General features: G+C 71.6%; 22 protein-coding genes and 1 pseudogene. 11 read left to right on the forward strand and 12 right to left on the reverse strand.

The features are described from left to right. Positions 1-39: 39 nt before the first annotated feature. Positions 40-435: a metalloregulator ArsR/SmtB family transcription factor gene (locus Q0A33_RS08080; RefSeq protein ID WP_291794998.1), complete on the forward strand. Its 396-nt coding sequence runs from the start codon at positions 40-42 to the stop codon at positions 433-435. Positions 436-647: 212 nt separating this feature from the next. Here Q0A33_RS08080 and Q0A33_RS08085 read toward each other — a convergent pair whose 3' ends face one another. Both Q0A33_RS08085 and Q0A33_RS08090 read right to left on the reverse strand, forming a co-directional pair. Then, positions 648-1895, reverse strand: a complete 1248-nt coding sequence (locus Q0A33_RS08085; protein WP_291795001.1) for an aminotransferase class I/II-fold pyridoxal phosphate-dependent enzyme — start codon at positions 1893-1895, stop codon at positions 648-650. Positions 1896-1958: 63 nt separating this feature from the next. Further along, entirely contained in the window at positions 1959-3452 is a 1494-nt protein-coding gene (locus Q0A33_RS08090) for a glutamate--cysteine ligase (RefSeq protein ID WP_291795003.1), read from the reverse strand. A gap of 120 nt (positions 3453-3572) precedes the next feature. Here Q0A33_RS08090 and Q0A33_RS08095 point away from each other — a divergent pair, with 120 nt between their 5' ends. The 3 genes from Q0A33_RS08095 to menC all read left to right on the forward strand — a co-directional run bounded on the left by Q0A33_RS08095 (position 3573) and on the right by menC (position 6635). Then, on the forward strand, positions 3573-4742 hold the full coding sequence (locus Q0A33_RS08095) for a M20/M25/M40 family metallo-hydrolase (protein ID WP_291795005.1): 1170 nt from the start codon (positions 3573-3575) through the stop codon (positions 4740-4742). A 155-nt stretch (positions 4743-4897) separates the two neighbouring features. Then, entirely contained in the window at positions 4898-5458 is a 561-nt protein-coding gene (locus Q0A33_RS08100; protein ID WP_291795007.1) for a DinB family protein, read from the forward strand. 58 nt (positions 5459-5516) lie between these two features. Continuing rightward, entirely contained in the window at positions 5517-6635 is a 1119-nt protein-coding gene (gene menC, locus Q0A33_RS08105) for an o-succinylbenzoate synthase (RefSeq protein ID WP_291795009.1), read from the forward strand. Positions 6636-6791: 156 nt separating this feature from the next. Here menC and Q0A33_RS08110 read toward each other — a convergent pair whose 3' ends face one another. The 3 genes from Q0A33_RS08110 to Q0A33_RS08120 all read right to left on the reverse strand — a co-directional run bounded on the left by Q0A33_RS08110 (position 6792) and on the right by Q0A33_RS08120 (position 10864). Further along, positions 6792-8138 (reverse strand): hypothetical protein, encoded by a 1347-nt coding sequence (locus Q0A33_RS08110; protein ID WP_291795011.1) that lies wholly within the window; start codon positions 8136-8138, stop codon positions 6792-6794. Between the two features lie 204 nt (positions 8139-8342). Beyond that, positions 8343-8792: a DUF3817 domain-containing protein gene (locus tag Q0A33_RS08115; RefSeq protein ID WP_291795013.1), complete on the reverse strand. Its 450-nt coding sequence runs from the start codon at positions 8790-8792 to the stop codon at positions 8343-8345. 155 nt (positions 8793-8947) lie between these two features. Next, on the reverse strand, positions 8948-10864 hold the full coding sequence (locus tag Q0A33_RS08120; protein ID WP_291795014.1) for a M20/M25/M40 family metallo-hydrolase: 1917 nt from the start codon (positions 10862-10864) through the stop codon (positions 8948-8950). A 391-nt stretch (positions 10865-11255) separates the two neighbouring features. Between Q0A33_RS08120 and dctP the strand changes: the two genes are divergently transcribed. Beyond that, positions 11256-12440, forward strand: coding sequence for a TRAP transporter substrate-binding protein DctP (dctP, locus tag Q0A33_RS08125; protein ID WP_291795015.1), 1185 nt, complete (start codon positions 11256-11258; stop codon positions 12438-12440). Positions 12441-12451: 11 nt separating this feature from the next. Here the strand turns inward: dctP and Q0A33_RS08130 are convergent, their stop codons facing one another. The 7 genes from Q0A33_RS08130 to Q0A33_RS08160 form a co-directional block, all read right to left on the reverse strand. Next, positions 12452-13558: a TAXI family TRAP transporter solute-binding subunit gene (locus tag Q0A33_RS08130; protein ID WP_291795016.1), complete on the reverse strand. Its 1107-nt coding sequence runs from the start codon at positions 13556-13558 to the stop codon at positions 12452-12454. 318 nt (positions 13559-13876) lie between these two features. Then, positions 13877-14989 carry a CaiB/BaiF CoA-transferase family protein gene (locus tag Q0A33_RS08135; protein WP_291795017.1) on the reverse strand — a complete coding sequence of 371 codons (1113 nt, stop codon included), beginning with the start codon at positions 14987-14989 and terminating at the stop codon, positions 13877-13879. Continuing rightward, positions 14986-16599 carry a long-chain-fatty-acid--CoA ligase gene (locus tag Q0A33_RS08140; protein WP_291795018.1) on the reverse strand — a complete coding sequence of 538 codons (1614 nt, stop codon included), beginning with the start codon at positions 16597-16599 and terminating at the stop codon, positions 14986-14988. The genes Q0A33_RS08135 and Q0A33_RS08140 overlap by 4 nt, the downstream gene beginning before the upstream one ends. A gap of 12 nt (positions 16600-16611) precedes the next feature. After that, positions 16612-17901 carry an acyl-CoA dehydrogenase family protein gene (locus Q0A33_RS08145; RefSeq protein ID WP_291795019.1) on the reverse strand — a complete coding sequence of 430 codons (1290 nt, stop codon included), beginning with the start codon at positions 17899-17901 and terminating at the stop codon, positions 16612-16614. Continuing rightward, a complete protein-coding gene (locus Q0A33_RS08150; RefSeq protein WP_291795020.1) occupies positions 17898-18347 on the reverse strand; it encodes a MaoC/PaaZ C-terminal domain-containing protein in 450 nt (149 codons plus the stop codon). The genes Q0A33_RS08145 and Q0A33_RS08150 overlap by 4 nt, the downstream gene beginning before the upstream one ends. Then, positions 18344-18835, reverse strand: a complete 492-nt coding sequence (locus tag Q0A33_RS08155; RefSeq protein ID WP_291795021.1) for a MaoC family dehydratase N-terminal domain-containing protein — start codon at positions 18833-18835, stop codon at positions 18344-18346. The genes Q0A33_RS08150 and Q0A33_RS08155 overlap by 4 nt, the downstream gene beginning before the upstream one ends. A gap of 13 nt (positions 18836-18848) precedes the next feature. Beyond that, positions 18849-19757 carry an SDR family oxidoreductase gene (locus tag Q0A33_RS08160; protein ID WP_291795022.1) on the reverse strand — a complete coding sequence of 303 codons (909 nt, stop codon included), beginning with the start codon at positions 19755-19757 and terminating at the stop codon, positions 18849-18851. Between the two features lie 229 nt (positions 19758-19986). Between Q0A33_RS08160 and Q0A33_RS08165 the strand changes: the two genes are divergently transcribed. From Q0A33_RS08165 to Q0A33_RS08190, 6 genes and pseudogenes are all read left to right on the forward strand, one after another. After that, positions 19987-21186 carry a TetR/AcrR family transcriptional regulator gene (locus tag Q0A33_RS08165; protein WP_291795023.1) on the forward strand — a complete coding sequence of 400 codons (1200 nt, stop codon included), beginning with the start codon at positions 19987-19989 and terminating at the stop codon, positions 21184-21186. 109 nt (positions 21187-21295) lie between these two features. Then, the gene (locus Q0A33_RS08170; RefSeq protein WP_291795024.1) at positions 21296-22705 is read left to right on the forward strand and encodes an OB-fold domain-containing protein; all 1410 of its coding nucleotides are present in this window, start codon (positions 21296-21298) and stop codon (positions 22703-22705) included. Then, positions 22702-23895: an acetyl-CoA acetyltransferase gene (locus Q0A33_RS08175; protein WP_291795025.1), complete on the forward strand. Its 1194-nt coding sequence runs from the start codon at positions 22702-22704 to the stop codon at positions 23893-23895. The genes Q0A33_RS08170 and Q0A33_RS08175 overlap by 4 nt, the downstream gene beginning before the upstream one ends. Positions 23896-23898: 3 nt before the next feature. Beyond that, the gene (locus tag Q0A33_RS08180) at positions 23899-24696 is read left to right on the forward strand and encodes an enoyl-CoA hydratase/isomerase family protein (RefSeq protein WP_291795026.1); all 798 of its coding nucleotides are present in this window, start codon (positions 23899-23901) and stop codon (positions 24694-24696) included. Between the two features lie 155 nt (positions 24697-24851). Beyond that, positions 24852-26036, forward strand: a complete 1185-nt coding sequence (locus tag Q0A33_RS08185; RefSeq protein ID WP_291795027.1) for a VIT1/CCC1 transporter family protein — start codon at positions 24852-24854, stop codon at positions 26034-26036. A 31-nt stretch (positions 26037-26067) separates the two neighbouring features. Then, positions 26068-26329: pseudogene (locus Q0A33_RS08190) on the forward strand (hypothetical protein); the annotation flags it as partial.

The raw sequence follows: 26329 nt of genomic DNA on the forward strand, positions 1-26329 counted from the left end.
GAGGGAAGGCGGCGGGGGTGCCGCGCTACGATGCGTTCCATGAGCCAGCAGCCGCAGACCGTCGGAACCGCACACTCCCCGGGCGCGCAGGCACCCGTCGAGGTGTGCGCCCCGGACCTCGACCCCGCAGACGGTCCCGACTACTCCGCGGAGACCCTCGACCGCACCGCCGAGGTCTTCCGCGCCCTCGCCGCGAGCTCCCGGCTGCGCATCCTCCTGGTCCTCACCCGCGGCGAGACGAGCGTGTCCGGGATCGTCGACGAGACGGGCCTCTCCCAGCCGCTCGTCTCCCAGCACCTCAAACTGCTCCGCAGCCTTCACCTGGTGGAGGTCCGCCGCATGGGCCGCGAGGCGATCTACTCCTTCAAGGACGACCACGTCTCCCACATCCTCCTCGACGCGCTCGACCACAGCGTGGAGCACGAGGACGACTGAGGCCGCGCCTCGGTCCGCGCGCACATGCCTCCGCCCGCCGCGGCACCCCTCACCCACGCCCGTCGACGGTGCGCCCACCCTCGACGGCACCGCTCGGCCCCACCCTACGGACGGCGCTCCTTCGCGGAGCAGAGGGGACCTGCGCGTCCGGTGACGGGCAGGCACGGATTCCGGAGGAGCGCCGGGGCCGCGCCGCCGGGAGACCGGCCTCCTCAGCCCGCGGAGGAGTCCTGGAACCGGCGGATCCGGGTCAGCGCCTCGGCGATGTTCTCCGGCCCTGCGGCCAGCGAGAGCCGCACGTAGTCCCGGCCGTTGACGGGATCGAAGTCCAGACCGGGGGCGAGCGCCACGCCCTCCCGCTCCAGGAGGCCCGCGCACCAGGCAGTGGCGTCCCGGTAGACGCCCAGCACCTGGTCGATGCGGAAGTACATGTAGAAGGCGCCGTCCGCCGGGGCCATGTTCGTCCAGCCCAGTCCCTCCACCGCGTCGAGGACCAGCTGCCGCGCACGCGCGAAGCCGGCCACCGCGGCGTCGCACTCCGCGTAGGACTCCTCCGTGAACGCCTCGACGCAGGCGTGCTGCGCCGGGACCGGCGGGCAGAGTGCGAGGTTGCCCGCGATGTCGTCGCAGGGCTTCACGAGGTCCTCCGGCAGGATCGCCCAGCCCAGCCGCCACCCGGTCATCCCCCAGTACTTGGAGAACGAGGAGATGACGACGCCGGTGTCCGAGCACTCCAGGAGGGACGTGCCCTTCGACGAGCCGAAGGTGACGCCGTGGTAGATCTCGTCGGAGATGAGCCGCACGCCGTTCTCCGCGCACCAGCCGGCGAGCGCGGCGAGCTCCTCGCGGGAGATCATCGTGCCGGTGGGGTTGGCCGGGGAGGCGAGCATGAGGCCCTTGAGCGGCTCCTGCCGGTGCGCGGCCTCGAGCATCTCCACGGTGGGCTGGAAGCGGACGTCCGGCCCGCAGGGCAGCTCCACGACCTCCACGTCCTGCGCGCGGAGGATGTTCGTGTACGCGGGGTAGCCCGGCGTCGCGAGCGCCACCCTGTCACCGGCGTCGAAGCTCGCGAGGAAGACCATGTCGAACGCGCCGGACGAGCCGCTCGTCACGGCGATCCGGGAGACGGGGACCTCCACCCCGTACCAGCGCCGGTAGTGCTCCGCGATCCGCTCGCGCAGGCCCACGATGCCGAACACCTCGGAGTAGCCCAGGTCCGTGCCGTCGAGCACCACCTCCGCCGCGCGCCTGCGCACGTCCGCCGGCGCACCCTGCTGCGGCTCGCCCACGCACAGCGAGATGACGTCGCGGCCCTCCGCGCGCATCTCGAAGACCCGGTTGAGGATCGTCATCACCTCGAAGGGGCGCACGCGGGAGGAGCGGCGGGAGACCGTCAGCGGGGCAGCGGTCACGGACGCGGCAGCGACGGCGCGGTCCGTTCCGGTCTGGTCGTCGATCATGGCCTCACTCTAACGGCGCTCCGGCATCGCCGAGGCCCACCGCAGCACCTCAGTCCCCACCCCTCATGCGGAGGGCAGCTCCCAGGTGTGCACAGGCGCACCCGAGGCCTGGTTCTCCGCATAGAGCCGGGTGAGCGTCCGCAGACCCTCCGCCCGCTCCTCGGTGCCCACCGCCGCACGGCCGGACAGGGCGTCGAGCGCCTTTCGCTGCCACCACGCGCCGTTGCGCCCCGTGCGCGCACGCTCCTCGTAGATGCCGATGAACTCGTCGATCAGCTCCTCGTCCACCTCGAGCTGCTCGAGGCCCACCCGCGCCTGCGGGGCCAGCGTCTCCAGCACCAGCTCGGTGACGTCGAGCGTGCCGTGCTTGGGCCAGCTCACGCGCGCGCCGATCCCGTCCCGGGCTCCGTTCTCGAAGTTCTCGTGCGCCTCCGCGAAGGTCATCCGCGACCACACCGGACGGTTCTCGTTCACGAGGAAGGAGACCATCCCGTAGTAGAAGGCAGCGTCCGCGACCATGTCCTTCACCGAGGGTCCGGCCGGCAGGAGCCGGTTCTCGATCCGGATGTGCGCGGAATCCCCGCCGGGCGCGTAGATGGGCCGGTTCCAGCGCCACACGGTCCCGTTGTGCAGCCGCAGCTCGTGCAGGAGCGGCACGCCGCCATCCGTGGCGATGGGCGTGCCAGAGGCCTCCCTGCTCTCCGGCAGCAGCGGCGGGAAGTAGCTGACGTTCTCCTCGAAGAGATCGAAGACGCTCGTGATCCAGCGTTCGCCGAACCACACGCGCGGCCGCACCCCCTGGTGGACGAGCTCAGGCGTCCGCGTGTCGATGGACTGGGCGAAGATGGGCAGGCGGGATTCGTGCCAGAGCCGCCGCCCCAGGAACAGAGGTGAGTTCGCGGCCATCGCCACCTGCACACCGGCGATGGCTTGCGAGGCGTTCCAGACGTCCGCGAAGCGGTTGGGCGCCACCTGGAGGTGCAGCTGCATGGAGGTGCAGGTGGATTCGGGAGCGATGTCCGCGAACTCGTGGGTGTAGTGGTCCTCCCGGTCCAGGTCGATGCCCACGTACTCCCCACGGGCGTCGATGACCGCGTTGGAGAGCGCCTTGTAGCGGTTCTCCTCCGTCATCCACGCCTCGTTCTCCAGGAGCTCCGTGGTGACCGTGGGAAGCGTGCCGATGGAGACGGGGGTGGCGCCCACCGCCGAGGCCGCCTTCCGCAGGGCGGCGAACCTCGTCTCGAGGCTCTGCTCCAGTTTCGCCAGCCCGTGGTCCCGCACCCGCATGACCGGCAGGTTGATCTCCACGTTGTAGGCGCCGATCTCCGACTGGAAGTCGCCGTCGTCCGCCTCCGCGAGCACCTCGGCGTTGCGGAGCGCGGGCTCCCCCTCCTCGTCGATGAGGTTGAACTCGACTTCGAGGCCCACCGTGCCCTTGGCGACGAAGACCGCCTTCTGCAGATACGAGTCGAAGGTCTCCAGGTTCTCCTGGAGCTTCGTCCTGTAGTGCGTCCGCTCGCGCGGTGTGTACCGGGTGGACCCGACTGCTTCTCCCATGCACGAATGGTGGCACAGATCTCACCTCCGCTCCCACTTTCCGTTCCATGCCCTCTCACCGTCCCGCCCGCCTCGGCCCCGGCTGCTCACCGCCGCGGACCTCGCGCATACACTCGCCGCATGACCGCACACCTCGATTCCGCCGTCCTGTCCTCGCTCGTCCCGACCGCCGAGTCCCGTCTGCCGCAGATGCTCGCGGACCTCGAGCGGGTCATCTCCGTCGAGACGCCCTCGCACGATCTCGCCGCCGTGGCCGCCGGTGCCGCGGACTTCGCCGCGCTGATCGCAGAGCGCCTGGGAGCGACGCCGGAGACCGTCGTGGTGGACGGGGTCACGCACCTGCGCCTGCGGTTCGGCTCCGCGCCCGTCCGCGTCGCGGTGCTCTGCCACCAGGACACCGTGTGGCCGGTGGGCACGCTGGAGCGCATCCCCTTCTCACATGAGGACGGCGTGATCCGCGGGCCCGGCAGCTTCGACATGCTCACCGGCGCGATCATGGCGATCCACGCCATCGCGATGCTGCAGGAGCACGGCGGGCCCGAGGCCCTCGACGGTCTCACGCTCCTCGTCACCGGCGACGAGGAGGTGGGCTCCCTCACCGGCTCGGACTTCCTCCGGGCCGAGTCCGCCGGTGCCCGCGCCGCCTTCGTGCTCGAGGCCTCGGCCGGCGAGGCGGGTGCGCTCAAGCTCGCGCGGAAGGGCACGTCCATCTACACCCTCGTCATCCACGGGCATGCGGCCCACGCCGGGCTGGAACCGGAGAAGGGCGTCAACGCAGGCCTGGAGCTCGCGCATCTGCTGCAGCAGGTGGCGACGCTGGGCGATCCCGCACTGGGCACCACGGTCACGCCCACGCTGCTGTCCGGCGGCACCACCACGAACACGGTGCCGGCGCAGGCGCAGTTCGACGTGGACGTGCGCGCGAAGTCCCTCGCGGAGCAGGAACGCGTCGACGCGGCGATCCGTGCGCTCACACCCACCGTCGAGGGTGCGCGGATCGAGGTGCGCGGCGGCATCAACCGTCCGCCCATGGAGCGCAGCGCCTCCGAGGGCCTCTTCGCCCGTGCCGGCGAGCTCGCGGCGGAGCTGGGCATCGACGCTCCCGTGGGCGTGGAGGTGGGCGGCGCCTCGGACGGCAACTTCACGGCCGGGGACGGCATCCCCACCCTCGACGGCCTCGGCGCCGTGGGCGACGGCGCACACGCGGAGCACGAGCACGCGCTCAGTGCCCACATCGCCCCGCGCACCGCGCTGCTCGCAGCCCTCCTGGCCGACCAGCTCGCGGACTGAACGGCGGCGGTCCGGGCGACACGGCGCGCGGGCAACGCGACGCGGCGCGAGGGAAACGGGCAACGGGCAACGGGCAACGGGCAACGGGCAGAGCCTCACAGAGGCTCCGCCGCGATGCTGACACGAGGCTCCGGTCGCGTGGCAGACTCAGCGGTATGACAGCCGACGACGACGCCGCATGCGACGAGCACGGTCGACCGGAACCTCCGCACTCAGCCGGCGAGCTCGACACCCTCCTGGGCTTTCTCGACTTCCTGCGCGCCTCGCTCGCCTGGAAGACGGACGGCCTCTCGACCGAGCAGCTGCGCCGCTGCCTTCCGCCCGCGGACCTCACACTGGGCGGGATGCTCGCGCACCTCGCCTTCGTGGAGGACTTCTGGTTCACGCACACGGCTGCACGGGAGCGCATGCCCCAGCCCTGGGCGGGCACGGACTGGGACGCCGACCCCGACGCCGACTGGCACCTCGTGCACACCTCCGACGGTGTCGAGCTGCGCGCGCTGTGGGAGGCGAGCACTGTCCGGTCGCGCACACAGGTCGCGCGTCTCACAGAGGGCGGTGCGGCCGTGGCACTGGAGCGGACGCACCCGGCCTGGGGCGGGAGGGCGCAGGTCTCCCTGCGCTGGATCCTCACCCACATGATCGAGGAGTACGCGCGACACCTCGGCCACGCCGATCTCATCCGGCAGTCGCTCGACGGCCTCACGGGGGAATGAGACCGCGGCTCCGGCCCACGGCCGGGAAGCCGAGCCGCTCCGTTGCTACCCTGCTGTCATGCAGCTCACCTCACTCCGGCTCCACCGGATCTCCATGCCCCTCATCTCCCCCTTCACTACCTCCTTCATGCGGGAGACGGAGAAGGACTGCTACCTCGTCGAGGCGTCCTTCGACACCGAGGCCGGCCCCGTGACCGGCTGGGGTGAGTCCGTGGCGATGATCGCGCCGCTGTACTCGGAGGAGTACGTGGACGGCGGCATCGCCGTGACCCGCGACTGGCTCGCGCCGCGCCTGTACGAGGCGGAGAGCCTCACGGCGGAGACGGTGGGCTGGCACCTGCGCCACATCGTGGGGCACCCCATGGCGAAATCCGCGCTGGAGATGGCGGTCCTCCACGCCCAGCTGCTGGCGCAGGGCCGTTCTTTCCAGGAATACCTGGGCGGCGTGGGCGCCGCCGTGCCCTCCGGCGTGTCCGTCGGCATCCAGGATTCGATCCCGGAGCTCCTGCGCGTGGTGGGCGGCTACCTCGAGGAGGGCTACGCGCGCATCAAGCTGAAGATCAAGCCGGGTGCGGACCTCGAGCCGGTGGCGGCGGTGCGGAAGGAGTTCGGCGACGACGTCCTCTTCCAGGTGGACGCCAACGCCGCCTACACGCTGGTGGATGCCGCGCACCTGCGCCGGCTCGACGACTACGGCCTGCTCCTCATCGAGCAGCCGCTGGGCGAGGCGGACATCCGCCAGCACGCGGAGCTCGCCACGCTCATGCACACCCCCATGTGCCTGGACGAGTCGATCGTCTCCGCCGAGGCCGCCGCCGATGCGATCTCCCTGGGGGCCGCCGCCGTCATCAACATCAAGCCCGGCCGGGTGGGCGGCTACCTCGAGGCCAAGCGGATCCACGACCTCGCCCGCGCCCACGGTGTGGCGGTGTGGCACGGCGGCATGGTGGAGACGGGCCTGGGACGTGCGGCGAACGCCGCGCTGGCGAGCCTGCCGGGCTTCAGCCTCCCCGGAGACATCTCCGGCTCCAGCCGCTTCTTCCACGAGGACATCACGGAGGAGATCGTCATGCACGACGGCGTCGTGGACGTTCCCACCGGCCCCGGCTTCGGCGTGAGCATCGACGAGGCACAGCTCGCGAAGTTCCGCACGGAGGTCATCGACCTCCCGCGCTGAGCGGGCTCCGGCACGGCGAGATGCACGCGGGCCGGGCGGTGCGCGGCACCTCGCCTCCGGGCTCCCGGTCCGCAGCGGGGGAACTCGGAGGCGAGATGCATTGCAGCGGAGGTGAGGTGTGTGTCCGACGACGGGGCAGCGCGCCGGAGGCTTGGCTCAGTCCGCGTCGCCCGAGGCCGGGTCGCCTTCGTCGTCCGCGTCCGCGGACTCCGTTCCCCTGCGCCGCTCACGCAGCGCCTCCTCGATGAGCGCGCGCACGTCGATCCCGCCCGTGGGCGCCGGCGAGGCATCGAGCTCCGGCGCCGCGGGTCCTCCGTCCTCCTCGACCGCACGCACCTGATCGTCCGCGTCCGCTCCGGCGCCGGAGCACTCGGGCCCGGCATCGCCATCGGCGGCTGAGCGATCCGCCTCCGCACGGCCGTCCGCAGCGTCCTCGCCCGAGGCCGGGTCGTCCGGGGCGCCCCCGTCCTCTCCCGGCCCCGCGCCGCCGTCCGGTCCGCGCCGATCGTCCTTCCCCGGCCGAGGGGACTGCTCATCCGCATCGTCCTGCCCGGCCGCATCTCCGAGCCGTCGCCGCACCGCGCCGAGATCGAACCAGTCGCCCAGCCAGTCCTTGAGGTCCTCGAGATCGGCACTGTCCATACCGCGGCCCAGCAGGCGCTCGATTCCCTCGGCGACCTCTCCCGGGTGCCAGCCGGAGGGGCTCGCGGACGGGCTCACCTCGTCCGCGGCATCGCCCCTCCCGTCAGCACCGCGCTCCTCGGTGCCGTGGTCCTCGGCGTCGCGGTCCTCCCGGCTCCTGCGCCTCTGTTCGCCGCGTCCCGGGACCCAGCGCTGGGTGAGATCGTAGAGACCCGTGAGCCCGCGGTCGCCGAAGGTGTCCGCCACCCTCTTCACGAGAGACACGTCCGCGCCCAGCTCCCTGGCCATCCGCTGCAGGGAGGCCGCGTCGAACGCCGCATGCGGCGACAGCCCTCCGCCGCTGCCGGAGCGGCCGCTCGCGCCACCGCTGCCGGCACCGACGACACCACCGGCCGGTCGCCGGAGCTCCTCGGTGCCGGCCTGGGCACGCACGGTCTCCGCCTCGGCACGCGAGGCCTCAGCCTCCGCACGCGAGGTCTCTGCCTCAGCCTGCCGCACCTGCGCCTCCACCCGGCGGGTCTCCATCTCGACACGAGACGCCTCCGCCTGTTCCCGGACGACCTCGGCCTCCGTGCGCCGTACGCGGGCCTCCGCCTCCCTCGCCTGCACCTCGCGGAGCGCGCGGGCCGCCTGCTGTGCCGCCGTCCGCGCACGGAGCTCCTCCGCTCTCAGCCCCGCGGCCTCGGTCTCCAGCCCGGCGGCCTTCGCCTCCCGCTCCGTCCGCTCGGCGGCCTCCTGCGCGAGCACACGGCCGGTCCGCCGCAGCCAGAGCAGCCCCATCGCCGCGAGAGCCAGACAGCCTGCGAGGACGAGCGCTGCCAGCAGCAGGAGGACGATCTCTGCGGCGTTGGTCTGGAACATGCGGATCCTGTTCGTCGCGGTCTGAACGTCACCCACCAGTATGACGGACGCCACTTCGCGGACCATGCCCGCAGGCGGTCATACCCCGCTGCGCACCGGCGCGCACACTCCGCACCCACCGGCGCGGGGCGGCCGCTCCCCCACGCGAAAGCGCCTCCCGCGTGCGGAGAACGCATGCGGGAGGCGCCACTGCGGGCCGTTCGTTCAGACGGGCGGACCGGAGAGCATCAGCGCGGTGAACACACCGCCCACCACGACCAGCCCCGCCACGACGGAGACCACCGGCCGGTGGAGCGTCCAGGAGACCACGGCCTCGGTCGCACCGGCGGGCTCGTCACCCCCGCGCCCCAGGCGCCAGCCGCCCTCGAGGCCGCCGCGCCGGGTGACGACCACCTCGAAGGGGACGGTGGCGAACGGGATGATCGCGGAGAGCAGCCCCAGCAGCACCCTCCCCACGCGCCACTTCTGGGACACGCCCACATAGACGGTGGCGACGATGAAGGCGAGGAACATGAAGCCGTGCAGGGCACCGCCCACGCTCACCAGCGCCTCCGTCGTCCGGGTCACGTACTTGAGGAACATGCCCGCGAGGAGCAGTGCCCAGGTGAGGGCCTCGCCCACGGCGAAGATGCTGAAGAAGGTCTTGGGAGTCACGCGTCCATCCTCACGGACCGGACGCGGGTGAGCGCAGGCCTCCCTCATCTGAGAAGCCTGCGCTCACCTGCTGGACGGATCTGCTCGGATCCCGGGCCTCGCGCCGCATCGCCCCGGGTGGGAACGACGCAGCGCGAGTGGGATCCGACTCCGGGTCAGCCCCTGCGCCGCGAGCGGGTCGCGGCCACCAGTGCGCCGCCGCCCACCAGGAGGATCGCCGCCGCCGTCACGAGCGGGAGGGTGTCCGCACCCGTGCGGGGGAGGCTGTCGGCGTTGTCGTCCCTGCCGCCGTCGCCGCGACCGTCGTCCTGACCGCCGTTCGGGTCGTCGGTGGGCTCGCCGCCGGGGTCATCCGTCGGCCGCTCCGAAGGATCGCCGGTGGGCGCACCGGTGGGGTCGTCCGTGGGATCCTCGGTCGGCTCCTCCGTGGGCTCACGCAGGTCATAGGCCAGCGTATGCGCGGCGAAGCCGATGGCCGGGAGGAAGATGTCCATCGACTCCGCGGAGACGTTCTCGATCGTGTCGTCGACGGTGTGGTAGTAGCGGTCGTACTGGACGCCCTCCACGCCGCCGAACTTCTCGACCTCGTCCGCGGTCTTGATGCCGTCGGCCCCGGAGAACAGGCCCGAGGAGGCGATCCCGTGGTCCATGAACGCCTTGTAGTCGGAGCGGCCGGAGAAGTCCGTGCCCACGTGCGGCTGCCCGTCCGCGTCGAAGAAGTCCGTGAAGATCTTCTCCAGTTCGGCCGAGCCCTCCGGCACCTCGACGCCTTCGGGGATGGGGATGTCCGAGCCGTCGGAGTCGAGGGTGCCGACGATGAAGTTCTCGCTGCCCACCATGTCGAAGTTGAGGTAGGAGTTGATCCTCGCCAGCTCCGCCTCGTCGAGGCTCTCGACGTACCGGGTGGACCCCACGAGGCCCACCTCCTCCGCGCCCCAGAACCCGAAGCGGACCTGGTGGTCGACCTCGGTGGGCTGCGCGGCGAGCTTCTCCGCCACGGCCAGCAGTGCCGCGGTCCCGGAGCCGTTGTCGTTCACGCCCGGCCCCTCCGCCACTCCGTCGAGGTGGGCGCCGAGCATCTCGACGTTCTCCGGGTCGCCGGCCTTCGTCTCCGCGAGGATGTTCCACGTCTCGACGGAGTCGAAGCTCGCGTCCACGGAGAGGTCGCCGGTGAGGGGCTCGGCAGCCTGCTCGGCAGAGCCCTCGCCGTCCTCACCGGGAGCGGTCGCCGTCGCCTCGGCCGCATCGCCCTCAGGGGCATCGCCGTCACTCGAGCCGCCGAGGCCGGCACTCGCACCGTCTGCGCCGTCCGCGTCCGTGCCGTCGGCATCCGCGCCGTCGGCCGCGGCCTCGAGCACCTTGTCCCGCAGGGCATCGCCGTCCGTCTGGGTCAGACCCACGGCGGGGGCATTGCCCTCCACCCGGTCGCCCAGGGTCGCATTGAGGGGGTTGTCATCCGTGTTGATGATGACGACGCCGGCGGCCCCTGCGTTCGAGGCGTGGGTCACCTTGAGCCCGAAGTCACAGGTGCCGCGCTTCACGAGGACGATCGAGTCCCTCACGTCCGCACCGAAGTCGCCCGCCTCGCAGCCCAGCTCCCCGCCGGCACCGTCGCCGAACGCGTCGTCCTGGGGCACGGTGAGCGGCGCCCCGGCCACCTCTCCGGCCTCGGCGTTGCTCAGGCTGAATGCCTCGTAGTCCGTGCCGTCGGCGGAGAAGCCCACGGAATGGGACGTGTAGGCCTCGTGCGTGAAGCTCTGCCGCTCCACCTCGTACGCGCCGGTCGCCTCGAGGACGCTCTCGACGTACTCCGAGGCTTCCGCGTAGCCGGGCGTGCCCAGCGCACGGTGGCCCTGGGAGGCGTGTGCGAGCGAGATGTCGGAGATCTCGCGCAGGTGCTTCATCGCGTCTGCGCCGGTGACCCCCATATCCGTGTGCTCGGAGGGGCCGTCCTGCGCCGGTGCGGCGAGGGCGGGAGCCGTGGCGGTGGCGGCGAGACCCAGTGCCGCCGCTGCCGCGACTGCGGCGGTGCCGCGCACCGCTGCGCGGTGCCGTGAGGATCGTCTCTGCATTGTGTGCCTTTCGATGTGCGCCCGGTGCGCGGCGCGTGTGCGCGGCAGGACTCCGGGCGCTCTGCGAGTGGTTCAGGTGACACTCAGCAGCCTGTAACTGCGGTCACATCTTCTACACAGTAACGAACGGGGGCGTGATTAAGGTCACATATTGATAACGGTCGTGACCGTCCAGTGATCTCCGATGCCACAGCGCGCCCACGCCAACTCACGCGCCAGCTCGGCGAGAGTCCTCCGACCATTGCCTTGATGTTAACGGACATATACATTTGAGTTGCCTACACGGGAGCACATCATCCCTTGCGCACACCGCACGCACACGCATTCAGCATGGATCGCCGACAACGCCGTCGAACGATCATCGACATAAAGGCACCGAGAGGAAAGAACCGTGGAAACCCACCGCACAGGCGCCGCCCTGGCAGCCCTCCTGCTCACCGCCGTCTCCGGATGCGCCGGAGGCGTGCAGAACGAGCAGGACACCGTCACGCTCACGTTCGCCGACCTCACCTCCCAGGACAACACCCTCGGCCAGGCCGCCCAGGCCATGTTCGAGGCGATCGACGAGGAGTACGCAGGCACGATCGAGGTCGAGTACTTCTGGTCCGGCTCCATGGCGGGAGGGACCGAGATCCTCAACTCGCTCAGCTCCGGCATGGTGGACTCGGCCAGCATCCCGACCGCCTACTACCCCAAGGACCTGCCCGTCGCGAGCTGGGCGGAGGGACTCACCGGCCTCGCGCCCACGGCGAACATCCTGCCTCCCTTCGTGGCCAACCCCGCCATGCATGCGGCGTTCGACAGTGAGGCCGTCACGACGGAGTACGCGGAACACAGCGCGGTGCCCGTCACGGTGGCGACCACCGACTCCTACGCCCTCGTCTGCAAGGACCCCATCGACAGCCTGGAGGAGGCCCGCGGCAAGCTGGTGCGCGTCGCCTCCACCCAGCACGGCGCGGAGGTCGAGGAGCTCGGCATGTCGCCGGTCTCCCTGGCGCACGGCGAGACCTACGAGGCACTGCAGCGCGGCACCATCGACTGCACGATCACCTCCATCTCCGGCGCGGAGGACCTGGGCCTCTACGAGATCGCGAAGCACCTCATCCCCATCGGCTTCTCGCCGACGGTCCTGCCGGTGCTGTTCAACACGGACACGCTCGAGAGCCTGCCGGAGGACCTGCAGGAGATCATCCGGACCACGGGACGCCAGGCGTACTTCGACACCTATGCCCATGCCTCGTTCGACGAGGTCCACGAGCTCCTCGAGGACGGGCCTCTTGCCAGGGATGCGGACACGGAGATCCTCATCCCCACGGACATGCGCGATGCCCTCGCGGAGTTCCGGACGCAGCGTGCGAAGGATCTGGCCGAGGCGGCACCCGAAGGCGTCGACGACGCCGAGGCCCTCGTCACCGGCTTCGCGGAGACCGCCGGCGCCGATGCCCCTCTGTTCGAGGAGGCCTCCGGCATCAGCGCAGACCTGCCCGAGGACGCCGAGGAGTTCCGCGCCCGCTACGCGACGATGGCCGAGCGCACCGGCGAGCTCGACGGCTACCTGGAGGAGGTCGCCCCCTGACGGCCGCGCTCTCAGAGGTTGTCCTCGCGCCATGCCGCCCAGGCCTCGGCCAGCTCGTCTCCGCTCGCATCCGAGACGACCCCCTCCCAGCCGGCGAGCATCGCCTCCTCCTTCTCCAGCAGCTCCTCCTGCCGCTCCTGGGCCTCGTCGCTCCACAGCCCCTCCTCCTCGAGATAGGCGATGGCGCCCACGTGGAACGGCACCACGGTGGGCACGAGCGGTACGCGGTCCGGGGCCCACATCTGCCCCATGGCCGTGGAGGACTCGTACTCCGGGTACGTCTCCACGATCCGCCTGGTCATCTCATACGCCTCCTCCTCGGGCGCATCCGCACGGGTGACGATGGGGAGGGGGTAGTGCATGGCCCAGTCCGACTCGCCCTCCGCCTGCCCGGGCGCGCCGGAGAACTCGTCGATCTCCACCGCCGGCGCCCACTCGGCGAATGCCTCCTGGAGCTCCGGGTCCGCGGGATCCATCTCCACCCACGCGTACTCGCCCGAACCCTGGAGCTCGGCCACGTTCGAGGCGTCGGTGGACATGATCATCACGTCGATCTGCCCTTTCTTCAGCGCATCCGGCTGATCCCCGTAGGCGACGTCCACCGCGTTCGTGTCCTCCCGCGTCAGCCCCGCGGCCTGGAGCAGGGCCTGCACCTTCGTGTCTGCGGAGGGGTTCGCCGTCACCCGCGGCACCTGCTTGCCCGCCAGGTCCTCCGCCGAGCCGATCCCCGCGTCCGCGCGCGCAAGGAAGCCCACCCGCGAGACGGGCGTCCACACGACCCGCAGCCGCTGCGGCCCCCACTCCGGCACCGCGTACTCGTACATGCCCTCGAACGCGAACCAGTACTCGTCGCCCGTGCGCGCGAAGTCCGCGGTCTCCTCGACGAGCGGCTGCAGCCGCCCCACCCCGGTGTCCGAGGGGAGAATGCGGAAGCGCGTCCCGTCCTCCTGCATGACGGCCTCCGCCACGGCCGCCACCTCCGCATAGGACGAGGTGGAGGTGCCGTAGCTGGTGATCACCACGTCATCCGCTCCGCCCTCGGCCTCCCCTCCGCCGGCGCACGATGCGAGCAGCAGTCCCACCGCCGCGACGGCTGAGCACTGAAGTCCTCTCCGCATGATTCTCCCTTCCGCCCGGCCCCGCAGAAGGGACCGCGCCAGTCCGACCGGAGCCCCCTCGCCCCACGGCGCGCTCGTCGTCGAGCCGTGCGCCTGGTCCTGGCACGAGCCTAGTATCGCGAGTGTCTACCGTCAATAAGCGTTAACTTCCCAGTGCAGGCGAATCGCACGCAGACTGCCACAGGCACCCCATTCCAGGGCCACATAAAGGCCCTGGTGCCGCTCTCCCGCTCGGAAAGCGGCACCAGGGCTCAGCGGCCACGTGTGCATATCTATTAACTTCGCACGGCTGCCCCCGCCGCGCCGGGGCACACGGGGTCAGGCTCGCCACTCCAGGAGAAGCGTCTCCAGCGCTTCCGCCTCGTGCGGCACCGGGCGGGGCTCCTGGATTCCGTGTGCGGAGAACCGCGGCGCGGGCCTCGGCTGCACCACACCGTCCGCCTCCACGAGCACGCCGCGCGCCGCCAGCTGCGGGTCCGCAGCGGCTTCCGGCATCGCGCGCACCGGGGCCGTGCATGCATCGGTGCCGTCGAAGACCTCGATCCAGTGCGCCTGCGGATGCCGCGCGAACTCCGCCGCCAGCACCGCGCGCTGCGCCGGCCAGCGTGCGGGATCCAGCCGTTCCTCCTCCGGCCAGCCCGGCAGCCCCAGCGCCTCCGTGACGAGGTCGAAGAACGGCCGCTCCACGGCGGAGACCGCCATGTGACGGCCGTCGGAGCACGCATAGACGGAGTAGAACGGAGCGGAGCCGTCGAGCCGGTTGCGACCGCGCACATCGGAGAAGCCGCCGCTGCCCCGCCGGGCCCACATCATCGCGGACAGCGCCGCGGTCCCGTCCACGATGGCGGCGTCGACCACCTGCCCGCGCCCGGTCCTCTCACGCTCCAGCAGAGCGGCGAGGACGCCCAGGACCAGGAACATCGACCCTCCGCCGAAGTCGCCCACGAGGTTGAGCGGAGGCACGGGCGCGGCGTCCGGGCTCTGCCCGATGAGCGAGAGCGTGCCCGTCCGGGCGATGTAGGCGAGATCGTGACCGGCGGTGCGCGCCTCCGGCCCGTCCTGCCCCCAGCCGGTCATGCGGCCGTAGACGAGGCGCGGGCAGCGGGCCATGACCTCGTCCGGCCCCAGTCCCAGCCGCTCCATCACACCGGGCCGGAAGCCCTCGATGAGGACATCCGCGGCGTCCAGCAGCCCGCGCACGGCCTCACGGTCGTCTGCGTCCTTGAGATCGGCCCGGACCAGACGCCGGCCGCGGAGCATCGCATCCGCAGGCGGACCACCCGCGGGACGCTCGATGCGCACGACCTCGGCGCCGTGGTCGGCCAGCAGCATCGCCGCGTGCGGACCCGGACCGATCCCGGCGAACTCGACGACCCGGATTCCCGCAAGCGGGCCCGCTCCGGTGTCCGCGCCCGCATCAGTGCCGCTCATCCTCCGTCTCCCCTCTCCGCCGAGGCGGCGGCCTCGGCCGCACCCCTCTCACCTGTCGCCGTCGGCACCGTCACGCCGGCCGCCTCGGCCGCGGTATCCCGCAGCTCCCGCTTGAGGATCTTGCCCACGGGTGAGAGCGGCATCCTCTCGACCAGCTGCACGGATCGCGGCAGCTTGTAGCGGGCCAGCCGCTCCGCTCCGAAGCCGCGCAGCTCCTCCAGCGAGGGGTGCGCCCCCTCGCGGGGCACGACGACCGCGTGCACCCGTTCCCCGAACCGCTCGTCCGGCACTCCGATCACCGCGATCTGCGCGATGTCCGGGTGCTCCGCGAGCGCCTTCTCCACCTCGGCGCTGTAGACGTTCTCCCCGCCGGAGATGATCATGTCCTTGAGCCTGTCCGCGAGGAACAGGTAGCCGTTCTCGTCCATCCGGCCCGCATCGCCCGTGTGCATCCAGCCTCCGCGCAGGGCGCGGGCCGTCTCCTCCGGATGCTTCCAGTAGCCGAGCATGACGTTGTCCCCGCGCACTGTGATCTCGCCGACCTCGCCCACCGGCACCTCACGGTCGAGCGGGTCGACGATGCGCACCTCAGCGTGGGGCGCAGCCCGGCCCACCGAGGCCAGCAGCGCGGGGTCGGAGTGGTCATCGGGACGCAGCGAGGTCGCCACCGGCCCCAGCTCCGTCATCCCGTAGCGCTGCGAGAGGCTGATCCCCGGCAGCCGCGCGCGCAGCCGGCGCAGCAGCTCCGGGGAGATGGACTCCGCCCCGTAGCTCACGGTCCGCAGGGTGCGCAGCCTCTCCTCCTCCCCCTCCTCCAGATGGTCGAGCATCCAGGCGATCATCGTCGGCACCATCGTGAGCGTCGTGATGCGATGCCGGTGGATGAGCTCCGCGACGGCGGCCGGGTCGAAGCCCGCGACCACGACGATCGTGGAGCCGATCATCATGTGGCCCAGGAGGTTCCCGAGCGCTGCGAGGTGGAACAGCGGGGAGATCACGAGGCAGCGCTCGGCGCGGTTGGGCAGGCCGGTGGAGGCGAACGTGCCCAGCGCCGAGGTCATGACGCTGCGGGCGCTGAGCATGACCCCCTTGGGCTCGCCCGTCGTGCCGCCCGTGTAGAGCAGGAGGGCGAGAGCGTCGGCCGGGAGCCGGGCATCGGCCATCGGCGCGGCTCCGGCGATCCATTCCCGCACGTCCGCGAACCCGGCGGGCGCGGATCCGCCGCCTGCGTGCACGAGCACGGTGAGGCACGCGCAGCGCTCCCGCAGAGCCACAGCGGCCCCGGCGAAGCCGTCACCCACGAGGAGGACCGCGACCTCGGCCTCCTCGATCTGCCCGGCCATCTCCGTCACCGACCAGCGGTAGTTCACCGGAGTCGCGACCGCCCCGGCCCACGCACAGGCGAAGACGTGCTCGACCACGCGGACGGAGTTCTCCGCGAGGATCCCCACCCGGTCGCCCGGCTCCACCCCGTGGGCGCGCAGAGCGGCGGCGAGCCGGGCGACCTCGTCGACGAGCTCCCGCCAGCTCAGCTCCACCTCCCCGTCGACCACTGCGGCGGCGTCCGGGCGCTGCTGCAGATTGCGGTGCAGAGACTGCGTGAGCTCCATGACCGCCTCCTCTCAGCCCCGCGACCGATCGGCGGGGCGGGCACCGCCTGCCGAGGGGCCGCCCGTGGCACTGCGCGCTGCAGCACTGCCCGCGGAACCGCCTGTGGAGGCACCGCCCGCTGCCCGGCTCCCGCCCCTCGCGGTCCGGTCCAGCGTGCGGGCGATGAGCTCCTTCTGCACCTCGTTGGCCCCGCCGTAGATCTTCTGCGCCCTGGCATCGGCGAAGAGGCGGGCGATCGCGTACTCGGTCATGTAGCCGTAGCCGCCGTAGAGCTGCAGGAGCTTGTCGATCACGTCGTTCTGCTGATCCGTGAGCCACCACTTGCACATCGCCGCCTCTGCCGCGCTGAGCTCCCCGGCCATGTGCCTGCGGATGCAGTCGTCGAGGAAGACGCGCGCCACGCGGGCCTGCGTCGCGGCCTCCGCGAGCACGAACCGCGTGTTCTGCATCGTGATGAGCGGGGCGCCGAAGGCCTCGCGCTCGTTCACGTAGTCCACGGTCTCCCGGACCGCCAGCTCCATCGCGCAGATCGCGGTGATGCCGATGATGAGCCGCTCCTGGCGCAGCTCTCCCATCATGATCCCGAAGCCGCCGCCCTCGGCGCCCAGCAGGTTCTCCGCCGGCACCCGGACCTCGTCGAAGAAGAGCTCCGAGGTGTCCGCGCCGTGCTGGCCGATCTTGTTCAGCGTGCGCCCGCGCCGGAACCCGCTCACCGCATCCGTCTCGACGACGAGGAGCGAGACCCCGTGCGCGCCGGCGGCGGGGTCCGTCTTCACCGCGAGCACGATGAGGTCCGCCGTCTGCCCGTTGGTGATGAAGGTCTTCTGCCCGCTGACGACGTACTCGTCACCCTCCCTCAGCGCGGTGGTGCGGATGGCCTTGAGGTCCGATCCCGCGGACGGCTCGGTCATGCCGATGGCCGCGACCCGCCGCCCCGAGGCCAGCTGCGGCAGCCAGCGCCGCTTCTGCTCCCGAGTGCCGTGGGCCAGCAGGTAGTGGGCGACGATGCCGCTGTGGACGTTGTTGCCCCAGGACCTGTCGCCGGTCCGGCCGATCGCCTCCGCGACCGCGGCGAAGTGCAGGAACGAACCTCCCCCGCCGCCGTACTCCTCCGGGATCGAGGTGAGCAGGAGTCCCAGCTCGCCGGCCCTCTCCCAGAACTCGCGGTCGACGAAGCGCTGCTCGTTCCAGCGCTCGAGATTCGGCACCGCCTCCTTCTCGAAGAAGTCGCAGGCGAGCTCGAACAGGTCCGCGACCTCACCGGTCATCCAGCTGGGCTTGGTGCGGTCGAGCGCCGTCATGCCGCGTCCTCCGGATCTGCCGCGACGAGGGCATCGCCGCGGAGGGTGACGGTGCCGTCGGCCAGGGTCACGGCGATGTCGAGCACGGCAAGACGCTCGCCGTCGCGCTCGACGACCTCGCGCACGGAGCCGGTGCAGACGGGCTCCGCGAGCACGGGGGTGATCGCCGTGAAGCGCACACCCCACTCCCGGATGCGCGGCTGCGCGACGTTCGCCGTGAGGAATCTGCCCAGGTACGCCATCGAGAGCATGCCGTGGGCGAACACGTCGTCCAGGCCGGCGGACCGTGCCACGTCGAGGTCGATGTGGATGGGATTGTGATCGCCCGAGGCGCCGGCGAACAGCGCGAGAGTCGTGCGGCTGATGGGGGCGAGCGCGAGCGGGGTGAGCTCGTCGCCCGGGGCGAGGGCGCCCTGGGAATGCGGGACGGATGCAGTGGCGGTCATGAGCGGATCTCCAGCTGTCGGATCGCGAGCACATTGCTCAGTTCTGCGATGAGCGCCCCTTCGCGCCTCACCGTGGTGCGCCGGACGATGAAGGTCAGCGCACCGCCGCGCTTCTCATAGCAGTCCGTGTACTCCGCCGCGAGCTCGAGCTCCTCGCCCGCGTAGGCGAGCGCATGGTAAGTGAACCGCTCCTCACCGTGGAGGAACTGCCGGCGGTCGAAGCCGAGCTCGTCGATGAGCACGTGCGAATCGGGGCGCCGCAGCTCCAGGCTGAAGAGGAAGGTGGGCGGGACGAGAAGGTCCGCGTGCCCTGCGGCGCGCGCGGCCTCGACGTCCGTGTACACCGGATCCGTCTCCCCGATCACCTGCGCGAAGAACTGCAGCTGGCTCCTCTCCGGCGTGGTGCGAAACGGCGGCAGGGTCCTGCCGATGATGCTCTGCGGCTGCGGGCGCGGCTGCGAGGGCGCCTCCGTGTGCGGCTGCGACATGCCGGTCCTCCCTTCAGATCGTCGTCGAGTAGGACGAGGCCGCCGTGGGCAGGCCCGCGAGGGCAGAGTCGAGTTCGTCCTCCGTCCAGGCCGCACCGTCCTTGTCGAAGGCCTCGACCTCGGTCCAGCCCTGCATGTGGCCGATGTGCCCGCCGCGGTTGGCGAACACCTGGCCGGAGACCGGGCAGTCGGCCTGGGCGAGCCAGGCGACGAGCGGAGTGATGTTCTCCGGCGCCCAGGGATCGAAGCCGTCCTCGGTGATCTGCGCGTCGAGGCGCTCCCCCATGCCCGGGGTCTGCAGGGTCAGGCGCGTCCGGGCGGCCGGGGCGATGCAGTTGGCCCGCACGCCGTAGCGCTCCAGCTCCCGCGCCGCCACGAGGGTGAGCGCGGCGATGCCCGCCTTCGCGGCGGCGTAGTTCGCCTGGCCCGGATTGCCGAACAGCCCCGAGCCCGAGGAGGTGGTGATGACGGAGCCGTTGACCTCGCGTCCGGCCTTCGATTCGGAGCGCCAGTACGCGGCGGCGTGGTGCAGCGGGGCGACATGGCCCTTGAGGTGGACCGCGACGACGGAGTCCCACTCCTCCTCGGAGAGGTTCGCCAGGGTCCGGTCCCGCAGGATCCCGGCATTGGCGACGAGCACGTCGAGGCGTCCGAATTCGCTCACCGCCAGCTCCACCATCTCCGCACCCGCCGCCCAGTCGGTGACGCTGCCCACGTAAGCGACAGCGGTGCCGCCGGCCGCCCGGATCTCCTCGACCACCTCATGCGCCGGTGAGGCGTCAGCGCCGGCCCCGTCCGGGCCGCCCCCGGCGTCGTTGACCACCACCGAGGCCCCCAGCGAGGCGAAGCGCAGCGCATGGGAGCGCCCCAGCCCCCTGCCCGCGCCGGTGATGATCGCCGTCCGACCCTGCAGATTCCCCATGCGACTCTCCTCGAACTCATACGGTCGTTATCTTCGGGCTTTCGCTCAGCCCGCGCTCACACGGCATCCGGCACTGCGTCTTCGCAGACAGATGCGCCTCCACGAGCGTTGCGATCAGAGTATTTACGGAGGAACTGTATGTCAACAGACGTTAACAAGGCGGGAGTGCGGCCGCCCCCGTAGTCTTGAAGGGTCAAGCGCATTACGGCATTCGAGGGGCAGTTCGCACATGGGCAGTCGGAACGGCAGGGGCGGCGCGGACCGTCCCGCGCAGATCAGGGCGGCGGCGGCCCGGCTGTTCCGCCAGCGCGGGTACCAGGAGATCGGGATCGACGAGATCGGCGCCGCCGTCGGCATCTCCGGCCCGGCCATCTACCGCCACTTCAAGGGCAAACACGCACTCCTCGCCGCGATCATCGAAACGCATCTGCGCGACCTGCGCGAGGCCTGGCACCGCCTGGGCGGCGCGGACCGCCCCGCGGCCATCCTCGAAGCGGTGGTCGAGACCGCACTGGACGATCCGGACGGCTACTTCGTCTTCGCCTACCAGCGACAGCATCTGGACGCGGAGGCGCACGAACGGGTGCGCCTGATCCGCGCAGACATCCGCGCGCCGTGGAAGGACCTGCTGGCGGAGTTCGGCGTCGCCCTCGACTCACCCGAGGGCAGGCTCAAGCTCACCGCCCTGCAGGGCCTGCTCATCCACGTGGGGCTGACGGGGAACGCCGGCAGGGCGCGCCGCGCCGCGATCGCCGCGGAGACGGCTGCACGCGTCCTCTCCACCCCGCTGCCGGACGCCGCCCCGGCCATCGAGCATCCCGCGACGGGCGCGGAGGGGGACCCCCCTTCCCCGCTCCGGCACGCGAACCGCCGGGAGGCCGTCCTCGCCGCGGCGACCTCGCTCTTCCGCAGATCGGGCTTCAATGCCGTGACCCTCAGGGACATCGGCGCAGAGGTGGGCATCACCCCCTCCGCGATCCACCGCCACTTCCCCAGCAAGGAGAGCGTGCTCGCCCAGATCGTGGACCGCGGGCACGATCTGCTGCTGACCGCCGTGGACGTCGCCCTCCGCACGGCCCGCACGCCGGAGGAGGCGGTCAGGATCATGGTCGCGCGCCTCTGCCTGCTGCACGTCGAGTTCAGCGACCTCTTCGGGATCAACTTCACCATGGCCGCCGGCACCGACCCCGAGGCCCGCGCCGAGAGCAAGCGCAGACGGCGCGTCGTCGTCGAGGAGGTCGCCTCCAAACTCCACGACGCCTTCCCGGGCATGTCCCTCAAGGAAGCGCGCGTCCACGTCGGGGCCGTGTTCTCGATCCTCGCCCGCACGGTGCAGAGCGACGAGCTCCTCGGACGCCCCGGGCTCGCACAGGAGTTAACCGTCATATGCACCAAAACGGTCATGGGAGCATCGCCTAGCGAGCCCTGATCACCCATTAACACGCCTTTTTCTCCCGGATCCCCTAGGTCACCCTTGCCTTTGAGTTAACGCTCATATATGTTTCTGGAAACACGGCGGACTCAAGGGGGAGACTGGGGTGACGACAGGGATCATCAGCTACGGCGCGTATGTGCCTCGCGCGCGACTCCGATCCGAGACGGTGCGCGAGGCGCTGGGCACCGGGCGCGCGGGCCGCACCCGGGCGGTCGCGGGCTGCGACGAGGACACCACCACGATGGCGGTCGAGGCCGCCCGCCGCGCGCTCCGGGAGCTGCCGGCCGATTCCGTGGGCGCGGTGTCGTTCTCCTCGGCGCACCCGGTGTACGCCGCGAAGACGAACGCGACCGCGGTCCACGCGGCGCTCTCGCTGCCCGCCCACGCCCGCGCCGTGGACCGCTGCGGTCCGGAGCGCAGCGCACTCGGCGCGCTGCTCGACGGGTTCGCCGGGTCAGGGACTCACCTGGTGGCGCTGGCGGACACCGTTGTCGGCCCCGCCGGCGGCGCGGACGAGATCGGCGGGGGCGACGGTGCCGCCGCCTTCGTCCTCGGCGGTGCCGCACCCGTCGCGGTGCCGCTGGGCACAGGAGCGGCCACCGCCGAGTTCCTCGACCGCTGGAACGCACCCGGCGAGACCTTCGCGCGCACCTGGGAGGAGCGGTTCGGCCAGGAGGCCTACACGCGCCTCGGCGCCGCCTCGGTCGCCCGGGCGCTGGAGGATGCGGGGCTCGCTCCCTCCGAGGTCACCTCCTGGGCGGTGACGGGCCTCTCCGAGCGCGCCGCCCGGCAGCTCGGGAGGTCGACGGGCCTCGGGGATGTGCGGACGGACGACCTCACGAGCGTGATCGGCCGGGTGGGCAGCGCGCACGCGGGCATCCTGCTCGCGGACATGCTCGACCGGGCACGGCCCGGCGACGTCCTCGCCCTCACCCTCCTGGCCGACGGCGCTGACACCCTCGTCCTGCGCGTGACGGAGGCGATCACCGCTCACCGCCGCAGGGAGACGACAGCTGCGCAGATCGCCGCGGGAGACGACCAGCTCGCCTATGCCACGTTCCTCACCTGGAAGGGCCTGCTGGAGCGGCCGGCCCCGCGCAGGCCGGAGCCCGCCCGCATCTCCGCGCCGGCCTCCCTGCGCGAGGCGCGCTGGAAGTACGGGTTCACGGGTGCGCGCTGCGATGCGTGCGCCACCCGCCACATGCCGCCCCAGCGCGTGTGCCTGCGCTGCGGGGCGAGCGGTCGGATGAAGGACGAGCCGCTCGCGGACGTCGCCGGCACCCTCGCCACGTACACCGTCGACCACCTGGCCTATTCGCCCGCGCCGCCCGTCATCGGCGTCGTCATCGACTTCGACGGCGGCGGCAGGTTCGCCTGCGAGCTCACGGACGCGGACCCCGAGGCCGTCGCCATCGGCGACCGCGTGCAGATGACGTTCCGCCGGATCGGGGAGGCGGACGGGATCGTCAACTACTTCTGGAAGGCCCGCCCACTCAGCGAGGAGGCGTCATGACGTCACACGGGATCAAGGATCGCGTCGCGATCATCGGAATGGGATGCACGCGGTTCGGTGAGCACTGGGAGACCTCGACCGCGGACATGGCCGTCGACGCCTGCGAGGCGGCCTTCGCCTCCGCCGGCGTCGCCAAGGACGATGTCGACGCCTTCTGGCTCGGCACCCTGACCTCGGGCTTCTCCGGGATGACGCTGTCGTCCGCGCTCAAGACCGACTACAAGCCCGTCACCCGGGTGGAGAACTTCTGCGCCTCCGGCTCCGAGGCGTTCCGCAACGCCTGCTATGCCGTGGCCTCGGGCGCCTACGACATGGTGATGGCTGTGGGCGTCGAGAAGCTCAAGGACTCCGGCTACTCCGGACTGCATCGCGCCGATCCGCCGAACGCGGGCACCGGCGGCAGCCTCACGGCGCCCGCGCGCTTCTCCGTCATCGCCCCCTCCTATGCGGAGAAGTACGGGGTGGAGCGCGAGGACTTCAAGTCCGCCATGACACGGGTCGCCTGGAAGAACCACGCGAACGGGGCACGGAACGAACGCGCCCAGTTCCGCTCGGAGGTGCCGGAGGAGACGATCCGCGCCTCTCCGCGCGTGGCCGGGGACCTCGGGGTCTTCGACTGCTCGGGGGTGAGCGACGGCGCCGCGGCGGCGATCATCGTGCGCGCCGAGGACGCTCACAAGTACACGGACGGCCCCCTCTACGTGAAGGCGCTGGCCTTCGCCGCCGGGCCGGGCACGGGCCCCATCGACCCCGAGTTCGACTACACCTCGTTCGAGGAGGTCGTCCGCTCCGCCTCGGACGCCTACGCCCAGGCCGGGGTCACTGATCCCGTCGAGGACCTGTCCATGTGCGAGGTGCACGACTGCTTCACCCCCACGGAGCTCGTGCTCATGGAGGACCTCGGCTTCTCCGCCCGGGGTGAGGCGTGGTCGGACACGCTGGAGAACCGCTACGCGCGCGACGGCGTCCTGCCGGTCAACCCCGACGGCGGCCTCAAGAGCTTCGGGCACCCCATCGGCGCCTCCGGACTGCGCATGCTCTTCGAGTGCTGGCTGCAGCTGCGGGGCGAGGCGCCTCAGGAGCGGCAGATCGCACTGCGGGGCAGGAAGTACGGGCTCACGCAGAACCTGGGCGGCGGTCCCGGCGAATGCGTGTCCTTCGTGGCGATCGTCGGCGCGGAGGAGGGCTGAGCCATGCCCGCATCAGGCTTCCCGCCCCTGACACCCGAGGCCGCGGAGACCGTGCAGATCGAGCGCGCGGGGCCCGTGACCACGCTCGTGCTCAACCGGCCCGAGCGCCTCAACGCCGCGAACACGGACATGTTCGCGCGTCTCACCGAGGCACTGCACGAGGTGGACAGGGACCCGGACTGCGCCGTGGTCGTCCTCACGGGTGCCGGGCGGGCGTTCAGCACGGGCAAGGACATGAAGGCACCGCAGGACTTCGCCGCCGTGGAGGGCCGGACCCGGCGGAGCCGTCGCGTGTTCCAGACCGTCCGGCTGCTGCGCGATCTCCCGCAGCCGGTGATCGCGGCGGTGCGCGGTCATGCGGTGGGCGCGGGCTTCGCCCTGGCAGCGGCCTGCGATCTGCGCGTCGTCGCCCCGGATGCGAGCTTCGACCCCGTCTTCACGGACATCGGCATGACTCCCGGGGATCTGGGTCTCTCCTTCCACCTGCCTCGCCTCATCGGGGCCGGGCGGGCGGCCCACGTCCTCTACACCGCGACCCCGATCCTCGCGCAGCAGGCGGTGGACTGGGGGCTCGCCTCGGAGATCGCCGCGGACCCGCGCGGGCGGGCGCAAGAGCTGGCCGCGGACCTCGCCGCGAAAGCGCCGGAGTCGCTCCGGCAGACGAAGGAGCTGCTCGGGGCAGCGGCGACCGCGTCCAGCCTGCACGATCACCTCCTCCTGGAGTACCGCTCCCAGGTGATCTGCGCGGAGACCGCGGACCACGCGCGGGCGGTCCGGGCCTTCCGCAGCAGGAGGCAGTGACTCTCGACACCTCTATGATCAAGTGATTGCGCAACTATTGAATTGATCTCTCCTGAGACCTAGACTCGACGCTCGGCACAGACCCGGTCGCGCTCGAGCGCGGCCCGCAGCCACGGACCCCGTCCGCCGCAGCCGGACCCTCAGGAGGAGAGACCATGACCGACGATCAGCAGGAGCCCGCCGCACCCCCCGCTGAGCGTCAGCACCCCACCCAGGCCGTCTTCACCTCGGAGGACACGCTGTCCGGACCCGACCGCGCCCTCGTGCGCCGCTGGCAGAAGCACCTCGCCAACGAACGCCTCGAGGAGCGCGTCTACCGGAGCCTCGCCTCCCGCAAGGACGGCCAGGAGGCGGAGATCCTCACGGCGCTGGCGGACGCGGAGTCCCGGCACCAGTCGCACTGGAGGACGCTGCTGGGCGACTACGCGGAGCCGCCCCGCCGCCCCTCCTTCGGCACCTACCTCCTCGCACTGCTGGGCCGGGTGTTCGGCTCCGTCTTCGTCCTCGCGCTCGCACAGCAGTCGGAGTCCCGCTCGCCCTACGCCAGCGACCGCTGGGCCACCAAGCGGATGGCGGCGGACGAGGCCATCCACGCGGAGGTCGTCCGCGCGCTGGCGCAGCAGTCACGGGCACGGCTCTCGGGCAGCTTCCGCGCCGCGGTGTTCGGAGCCAACGACGGCCTCGTCTCCAACCTCGCACTCGTCCTGGGCGTGGCCGCCGCCGGCCTCACCACCGGCCAGGTCCTCCTCACCGGCATCTCCGGTCTGCTCGCGGGCGCGCTCTCCATGGGGGCCGGGGAGTACGTCTCCGTGCGCTCACAGCGGGAGCTGCTCGAGGCGTCCTCGCCGGACCCGGAGTCCTCGCGCGCGCTCCCCCACCTGGACATCGACGCCAACGAACTGGCGCTCGTCTTCCGCGCGCGGGGCCTGACGCCGGAGGAGGCGGATGCGCGCGCGGAGGCGAGCATCCGCCGCGCGCAGTCGCGCATCCACAAGCGCCCCTCGCCCACCCACCGCGGCGACCCGGAGCTCAGCCTCGGGCCGGTCGACGAGCACGAGGAGCTGGGCACCGGCCTCGGCGCGGCCCTGTCGAGCTTCTGCTTCTTCGCCTCGGGCGCCATCATCCCGATCCTGCCCTACATCTTCGGCATGACGGGCCTCGCCGCCGTCGCCACCGCCTCGGCACTGGTGGGCATCGCGCTGCTCGCCACCGGCGGCGTCGTGGGCGTGCTCTCCGGCCGCCCGCCCCTGCCCCGCGCGCTGCGGCAGCTCGCCATCGGATTCGGTGCGGCCGCCGTCACCTACGCGCTGGGCCTGGCCTTCGGCACGGTGGCGGGCTGAGCGGAGCCGCGTCCTCTCCTACGATGACCCTGTGAACGCCGCCCATCCTGTGAACGCCGCCGGTTCCGCTCCCGCCACGGAGGACGCCCCCGATCCCGCGCACGCCGCCGGCCCTGCGCACGCCGCGCGCCCCGCTCCCGCCACGGAGGACGCCCGCCTCACCGGCACTGCCGCCCTCAGCCCGGCCGCCCTCGCCTATCTGCAGGAGACGGCCCGCCGCACTCCGGTGCCCACGGACCGGCTGCCGCTGCAGCAGGCCCGGGCCCAGGCCTCAGCCGCGGAGTGGAAGCAGC

The sequence above is a fragment of the Brevibacterium sp. genome, assembly GCF_022712115.1.
Classification (GTDB): domain Bacteria; phylum Actinomycetota; class Actinomycetes; order Actinomycetales; family Brevibacteriaceae; genus Brevibacterium; species Brevibacterium salitolerans.